Here is a 6,625-nt window from a genome sequence, read left to right as displayed (position 1 = left end):
GCATCGAAAGCTGTCGTGAGGTTACGCCGGAGCTTGTGGACCGTTTGAAAAAAGATTCGGGAAACCTGGATCGCATCGAGCCTCTTTTGTTTGAAAAAGTAGTGGCTGAGTTGATGGCTGGGAATGGGTTTGAGAAAGTTAAGCATGTAGGGCAGGTTAAGCATACATCTGCTGATATTTTTGCCTCATACGGTGGCGGTGAATTTAATGAGATGCGTTTCTTTGTGGAGGTTAAGAAAGAAAAGGGAAGGATCTGCGTAAACGTATTCGATCAAATTATAGGGGCGTGGACCTCTGAGAGGTTGTTGTCAGGACCTGGGGCGGGGTGTATCGGGGCAATGATAGTCTCTTTGTCTGGTTTTACTAAGTTCCAAAAATATACACCGGAAGATGTTCATAAACTGGGGGTCCGGTTGAAGGATAGGGATGATCTGGTCAGGTGGCTTGATGGCTATGTAGAGCACACAAATGGGCTTTGGTTACCTAATCATTCCCTTCTTCAATAAGCCTTGCCAACTCCGGCGGCAGCTGAGCAGTCTTCCAATCAATATCCCCAATATTAACCTGGGCCAGTGATAGCCCTGCAGATACGGTCACTGGCTTAGGGTTTTCGTGTCCGCTGATGTAGTGCTCTGTGGTGCTGCTCAGTGCGTGGCCTGCTAGGGCCATGATGTAATCCATCGGATATCCTGCTTTGTGGTACATCAATATTCCAAGTGCGCGGATGTCGTGAAACGTCGGGCGCTGTTTCTTTGGTAGGTGATCGTATGCGCCAGACTTATCCCGCCATTTTGAAAACTGTTTAGATAGGTTGCTCCTCCCATGGTTAACTGAGGCCAAAAGTAAAGGTTGAGTCACTTGATGGACTGCCAGGTGAGCCTCAGTCGACCGTGAGATATCAGTCTGCACTGAAAGCGGTGTGAATGCCGCTGGCATAAGATAATGCGCTATTGACTGTACAGGAATTTGTACATAAAATTGTTGTACAAGTTTTTGTACGGTCATATGAGATCTTAGGTTGTCCTTGCGTTAACTAGTCGTAGTTAACCGCTTATCTCGCTAATAAGTGTGGGCAGCAATGCGAAAATGGAAAACTTGGTAAATCCGGGGAAAAATCTAGTGAACGTCATTTCATATAGTGATGCCCGTGCCAGCCTTAAGGCGGTAATGGATACTGTATGTGATTCGCATGAAGCTGCAGTGGTAACCCGGCAGAAGGGTGATGATGTTGTGATGCTCTCGAAAGAAGATTACGACAGCATTATGGAAACCCTCTATCTGCTGAAAAGCCCTGCGAATGCGGGTCGCCTGATGGAATCTGTTGCACGTATTAAGGCGGGTCAGGCTACAGAACGAGATCTGATCGAGGATGATTCAGAGTAAATTATTAGTTTTACAGTGGGATGATCATGCTTGGGAGGATTACCTCTACTGGCAGAAAACTGATAAGAAAACGTTAAAACGTATTAACGAGCTTATCAAAAGTACACGCCGCGGGCCTTTCGAGGGGTTAGGTAAACCCGAAGCTTTAAAGGGAGATCTCTCTGGCTTCTGGTCCCGCCGCATCGACCGAGAACACCGTATGGTGTACACGGTGCAAGACGGAGTGCTGATTATAGCGGCATGCCGTTATCACTATTCGTAATAACCAGAAGGGGCTTACGTCCCTTTATCTTGATCCTGCACCGAATCTAACGGGTCTTGCCGAGCGGCTGTTTTTGTTTCTCCTCAATGCCTGCATCTCGTCGCGTATTTACGCACCAAAATTTCCGTTCAAACGCCTAGTCTGGTTCTGCGCTTGAAGGCTTATGTTTTCTTTAAAACTCTCTGTTATCAATGCATAGCGCACATTAGAGAGCACGATCCACCAATACCCCCAAAAAGCATCATGTTCCTTGATCTGATCGCTGTCTTTTTCTACGACGAAAGGCTATAAAGCAGCCCTGAATACGTAGTCACCCTGATGGAGTTGAAAATGTCCCCCCGAATTGCCTGTAGTCCAGAAGATGCCGTTTCCTCAATCAAAGACGATGAAGCGATCTGGACGCATAACATGGCTGCTACACCTGTGGTCTTGCTTAAAGGTCTTGCTAAGCACGCGTTGTCACGACGTAATCTGACCTTGATGCAGCTGCATACAGAAGGTGAGGGTGCCGAACTGATGGTCGCGCCTGAGCTGCGTGGTCACCTTCGCTGTCGCTGCTATTTTGTCAGCGCAGCGACGCGTAAAGCGGTCCAGCGTGGGGATGCGGATTATGTTCCGATGCTTCTGGCAGAAGTCCCTAAGCTGATTCGTCGTGGGGAGCAGCGGGTTGATACCGCGATCATTCAGGTGAGTCCACCGGACGCACACGGTAACTGTTCACTCGGTATCTCGGTTGAAGCGACCCACGCGGCATTAGAGAAAGCGGGCAAAATTATTGCCCATATTAATCCGAATATGCCGCGTACTCACGGTGATGGCATCGTCGCGTATAACGACTTTCATACCGTGTACGAAGAAGCTGCACCGTTGAGTTGTCACGAACCGGCACCACAAAGCGAGATTTATAAGGCGATTGGCCAACATGTGGCTGACCTCGTGCAGGACCGCGACTGTATCCAAACTGGTATTGGCGCGATCCCTGATGCGGTACTCGCTTGTCTGGGTGATCGAAAGGATCTGGGTGTTCACACCGAGATGTTTTCAGATGGTGTGCTGCCACTTGTCGAAAAGGGTGTGATTACCGGTGCCTATAAGAAGAACCACGCGGGCAAGATTGTGACTAGCTTTGTCGTGGGCAGCCAGAAGCTGTATGACTTCGTGAATGACAACCCGATTGTGCAGTTTTTGGATACCGAGTATGTAAATGACATGCGCAGCATCCAACGTAACCCACAAGCGATGTCGATCAACAGCGCACTTCAGGTGGACCTGACCGGTCAGGTTTCAGCCGATTCGATGGGAACGAAGATCTTCTCTGGCTTCGGTGGTCAGATCGATTTTGTGCGCGGTGCATCGCTGTCTGAAGGTGGGCGTGGTGTGATTGCGTTGCCATCCACTGCCGCAGGCGGCACGATCTCACGCATCGTAACGACGCTGAATGATGGTGCGGGCGTGGTGACCACCCGTGCACACGTACACTACGTTGCGACTGAATACGGTATTGTGAGTCTACGCGGTCGCAGTCTGCGTGAGCGTTCACGTGATTTGATCGAGATTGCGCATCCGGATTTCCGTGAAGCGCTGAATCGCGAAGCTTTTGATAAGTTGCGCCTGAGCTTTAACTGATCGCAGCGTACGCCCCTGATAGCTAAGACTATTGGGGGCCGTTATCCCACTGCAGTGAATTGGATGCGTCCTGCATCCTCCGCATTAAACACCCCCTGACTTCGTTCTAGAACTTTTCTTTTCCGATAAAGCCTAACCTTAAACACAGCATGCATTTTTATAGATGTGGGCATCGTTATGGGTGTGACTAAGTGGTTCATCGGCGTTTTGCTTTTGCTCTTTTCTGTGGCATTGGCGCAGGCTGGAGAGCGTTACCCTCTGCTTGAAGTACAGAGCGGTGATGTGGCACGGATCTACAACGTGCGCATGGAGCAGCGGGCGGATGATCGCTGGCAACTGCGCGGCCGTGTGACTCGAACCTTAAGAGATACCAAGGTCCCACAGGGGCAGATTGTTACGGTGGTGTATAACAAGAAGGGAAAATCACTGTACACACTAACCTCTGATTACAAACCCGGGTTTGTGCATCGGAAAAAGAAACGCGCGTCCTATTTTACCGTTCGATTTCCCGACAAGCTGGATTTGAAAAACAGCCGGATTCGTATCTATTACCTCGGAGATGGTGGAGGTGCAAAAAGCACTACATCAAAGAGGGATTATCCTTGAGGCGTGCGGCCATCAGATCGATGAACGCCCGCACTTTTGCCGACGAGTGACGGCCCTCGCGATGTACAATATGGATCGGTTCGGGTGGTGGTTCGTATTCGGGCAAAATAATCTGCAAGCGTCCTTCAGACAACATACTGGCGACCTGATATGACAAGACACGGGTCAGGCCAAATCCACTGGCCGCTGCTTCGATGGCGGCATCGTTGGTGGTGACTTTGAGTTTGGGGCGCACTTGAACCTGAAGCTCTTTCTGAGCGTAGTGAAAGCGCCAGTTACCCGATGCGGTTTCTGACATAGTGCCAGCCTGTGAAGTCACGATCCGATGATGAATCAGTTCCTGGGGGTGTTTAGGTGTCCCTTCCAGAAACAAATAGCTGGGAGATGCGACCAGCACTTTACGGACAGATCCGACCCGCAGTGCCCGCATAGTTGAATCGGGCAGAGCTCCGATTCTCACGCCCACGTCTAACCCTTCCTCCATGAGATTTACCACGCGATCCAGTAACAGTGCATCCACTTCCATCTCGGGATACCGGTTTAGGTATTCCAGTACACCGGGCATGACATGCAGACGTCCGAACATCACCGGCGCTGTAATCGATAGATGGCCACGTGGTTCGGCGTTGATCCCTGCGGCAGCATCATCAGCGGCTTCTACCTCGGCGAGAATCCGGCGACAGTCTTCCAGATACCGTTGTCCCGCTTCAGTGACACGTACATAGCGGGTTGTGCGATTGAGCAGCTTCACACCCAGAGAGTCTTCCAGTGCAGCAACGACACGGGTAACGGCCGGTGGCGATATCTTTAAACGACGGGCCGCCGCAGCAAAACCTTCTCCTTCGGCAACAGCAACAAAGACCTGCATCTGGCGAAAACGATCCATTAATTATTCCATATTTAGTAATAATTAATTTCAATTTTAGGTGATTCTTGCGCTGAATGGAATTTGGCATAGTGGTTACAGACGCAGGGGAATGAACGCGATTTCCCGCTTAGTTACCGATGGTGAACCGGCCGTCAGCAGAGTGAGGGTTGATCGATGGGACATAAATTTGCCGAGATCGCATTTACGCCGATTATTCGCGAACTTCAGGTCGAGTTAGGTAGCCGTACCTTCTATGCCGACATGGATCGGGGGGCGGACTATAACCATCAGCTGACAACGCGTGAAGCTCAGTTCATTGCTGCCCGTGACAGCTTTTATATGGCCAGTGTGACCGAAACGGGCTGGCCCTATATTCAGCACCGTGGCGGCTTACCCGGGTTTATGAAAGTACTGGATGAGGGCCGGATTGGGTTTGCTGACTATAGCGGTAACCGACAGTACGTCAGCACCGGCAATTTTAGCCATGACAGTCGAGTTGCCCTGTTCTTTATGGATTATCCCAACCGACGTCGGCTGAAAATGCTGGGACGGGTCACGGTCGTATCACCGGAGGATCAGGATACGCTCGCCCAACTCGCCGATCATAACTATCCCGCTCAGATCGAACGTGGCTTTGTGATTGATGTGGAAGCCTTTGACTGGAACTGCCCGCAACACATTACCCAGCGATATACAGCTGAAAAGGTGGAAGCGTTGTTTAAGCCGCTGAAAGAGGAAAATCAGCGTCTGCGGGCGAGTCAGTCAATCCACACAGACAAGGCTATCGGAAAAGGCCCTGTTGAAGTGGTCATCAGTGGTATCCGTCAGCTCACACCCCGAATCAGAGAATACGAACTGCGTGATCCCCAAGGTCGCCAGTTGCCTGAATTTGAAGCTGGTGCTCACCTTACTGTACCGGTGGTACTGGAAAACGGAGCGCTGGATACCCGTCATTATTCGATTACCTCGAACCCGCAACAGCGCAATCACTACCGGATTGCGGTCCTGCGGGAAGATCAGGGGTGGGGCGGCAGTTTGGCGGTACATCGCGATTATCAGTTAGGAAGCGGATTGCGTATCGAGCCTCCTAAAAATCACTTTTCTCTGCACGATGAGGATCGTCCCGCAGTGCTGATTGCAGGAGGCATTGGAATCACCCCCATCCACGCGATGATCCATGCACTGAGTCGCCGAAAAAACCCGTGGCATCTGCATTATGCAGGTCGCAGTCTCAGAGAGATGGCATTTAACGAATCGCTTCAAGCATTGGGGGATCAGGTGACTTTTTATCCCGCTGATGAACAGCAACGCTTGTCTGCGGAGCAGGTTTTACGTAATGCCACTGACGATACGGTGTTTTACGTGTGTGGGCCGTCCCGCCTGATTGATTCCGTTATCGCGAACGCAGAACAGCTGGGTATCGATCCGCAGCGAATCCGGTTTGAGCGTTTTACGGCTGGGGAGGTCGCTAATGCGCACTCCATTGAGGTCACACTGAATCGTAGCGGCAAAATGATTGAAGTTAGCCCGGATGAAACTGTTCTGGATGCCATGTTAGATGCCGGCATTGATGCGCCGTTCAGTTGTAAATCGGGTGCCTGTAAAACCTGTGCTGTTGAAGTGTTGGCAGGTGAGGCAGAGCACCGTGATTCATCCCTGAGTGAGGAGGAGCGGGATGAGCAGAACCTGTTTTGCCCCTGTGTCTCACGTGCGAAGACGAACAATCTGACATTGGACATCTAAGACACAATCAATATAGAGGTGATCTTGCTCCCACACTCCGCGTGGGTATGAAGACAGTACTGAATAACATCACAGACACACATTATGCGGCGATATAAACCACCGTATGGGTTCCCACGGAGGACCATGGGAACCAG

General features: G+C 50.8%; 8 protein-coding genes. 6 read left to right on the top strand and 2 right to left on the bottom strand.

The annotated features are described in order from the left end of the window. The coding region (locus tag ABYW01_RS10805; protein WP_372832647.1) for a restriction endonuclease at positions 1–506 on the top strand (506 nt) is incomplete at its 5' end. On the opposite strand, the gene ABYW01_RS10800 is transcribed toward ABYW01_RS10805, so the two are convergent. Then, positions 484–1,005: a hypothetical protein gene (locus ABYW01_RS10800; RefSeq protein ID WP_372832646.1), complete on the bottom strand. Its 522-nt coding sequence runs from the start codon at positions 1,003–1,005 to the stop codon at positions 484–486. The genes ABYW01_RS10805 and ABYW01_RS10800 overlap by 23 nt on opposite strands. Positions 1,006–1,119: 114 nt before the next feature. Here ABYW01_RS10800 and ABYW01_RS10795 point away from each other — a divergent pair, with 114 nt between their 5' ends. From ABYW01_RS10795 to ABYW01_RS10780, 4 genes are all read left to right on the top strand, one after another. Further along, positions 1,120–1,383 carry a type II toxin-antitoxin system prevent-host-death family antitoxin gene (locus ABYW01_RS10795; RefSeq protein WP_193953007.1) on the top strand — a complete coding sequence of 88 codons (264 nt, stop codon included), beginning with the start codon at positions 1,120–1,122 and terminating at the stop codon, positions 1,381–1,383. Then, positions 1,373–1,645, top strand: coding sequence for a Txe/YoeB family addiction module toxin (locus tag ABYW01_RS10790; RefSeq protein ID WP_371871852.1), 273 nt, complete (start codon positions 1,373–1,375; stop codon positions 1,643–1,645). Before ABYW01_RS10795 ends, ABYW01_RS10790 begins: the two co-directional genes overlap by 11 nt. 330 nt (positions 1,646–1,975) lie before the next feature. Next, the gene (locus ABYW01_RS10785; protein ID WP_372832645.1) at positions 1,976–3,271 is read left to right on the top strand and encodes an acetyl-CoA hydrolase/transferase family protein; all 1,296 of its coding nucleotides are present in this window, start codon (positions 1,976–1,978) and stop codon (positions 3,269–3,271) included. A 177-nt stretch (positions 3,272–3,448) separates the two neighbouring features. Then, positions 3,449–3,877, top strand: a complete 429-nt coding sequence (locus ABYW01_RS10780; RefSeq protein ID WP_372832644.1) for a hypothetical protein — start codon at positions 3,449–3,451, stop codon at positions 3,875–3,877. Here the strand turns inward: ABYW01_RS10780 and ABYW01_RS10775 are convergent. Then, a complete protein-coding gene (locus tag ABYW01_RS10775) occupies positions 3,852–4,763 on the bottom strand; it encodes a LysR family transcriptional regulator (RefSeq protein WP_372832642.1) in 912 nt (303 codons plus the stop codon). The genes ABYW01_RS10780 and ABYW01_RS10775 overlap by 26 nt on opposite strands. Positions 4,764–4,919: 156 nt before the next feature. On the opposite strand from ABYW01_RS10775, the gene ABYW01_RS10770 reads away from it, so the two are divergent. Then, on the top strand, positions 4,920–6,488 hold the full coding sequence (locus ABYW01_RS10770) for a 2Fe-2S iron-sulfur cluster-binding protein (protein WP_372832641.1): 1,569 nt from the start codon (positions 4,920–4,922) through the stop codon (positions 6,486–6,488). The last annotated feature ends 137 nt before the right edge of the window (positions 6,489–6,625 follow it).

The organism is Pontibacterium sp. (assembly GCF_041587635.1).
Lineage (GTDB): Bacteria > Pseudomonadota > Gammaproteobacteria > Pseudomonadales > Balneatricaceae > Pontibacterium.
The sequence above is the reverse complement of the archived record's forward strand: the minus strand, read 5'-3'. Positions and strand labels throughout refer to the sequence as shown.

Excerpts from the sequence above, each read along its gene's own strand:
- ABYW01_RS10775 (WP_372832642.1), bottom strand. The coding sequence starts at position 4,763 with ATGGATCGTTTTCGCCAGATGCAGGTCTTTGTTGCTGTTGCCGAAGGA.
- ABYW01_RS10800 (WP_372832646.1), bottom strand. The coding sequence starts at position 1,005 with ATGACCGTACAAAAACTTGTACAACAATTTTATGTACAAATTCCTGTA.
- ABYW01_RS10785 (WP_372832645.1), top strand. The coding sequence starts at position 1,976 with ATGTCCCCCCGAATTGCCTGTAGTCCAGAAGATGCCGTTTCCTCAATC.
- ABYW01_RS10780 (WP_372832644.1), top strand. The coding sequence starts at position 3,449 with ATGGGTGTGACTAAGTGGTTCATCGGCGTTTTGCTTTTGCTCTTTTCT.
- ABYW01_RS10770 (WP_372832641.1), top strand. The coding sequence starts at position 4,920 with ATGGGACATAAATTTGCCGAGATCGCATTTACGCCGATTATTCGCGAA.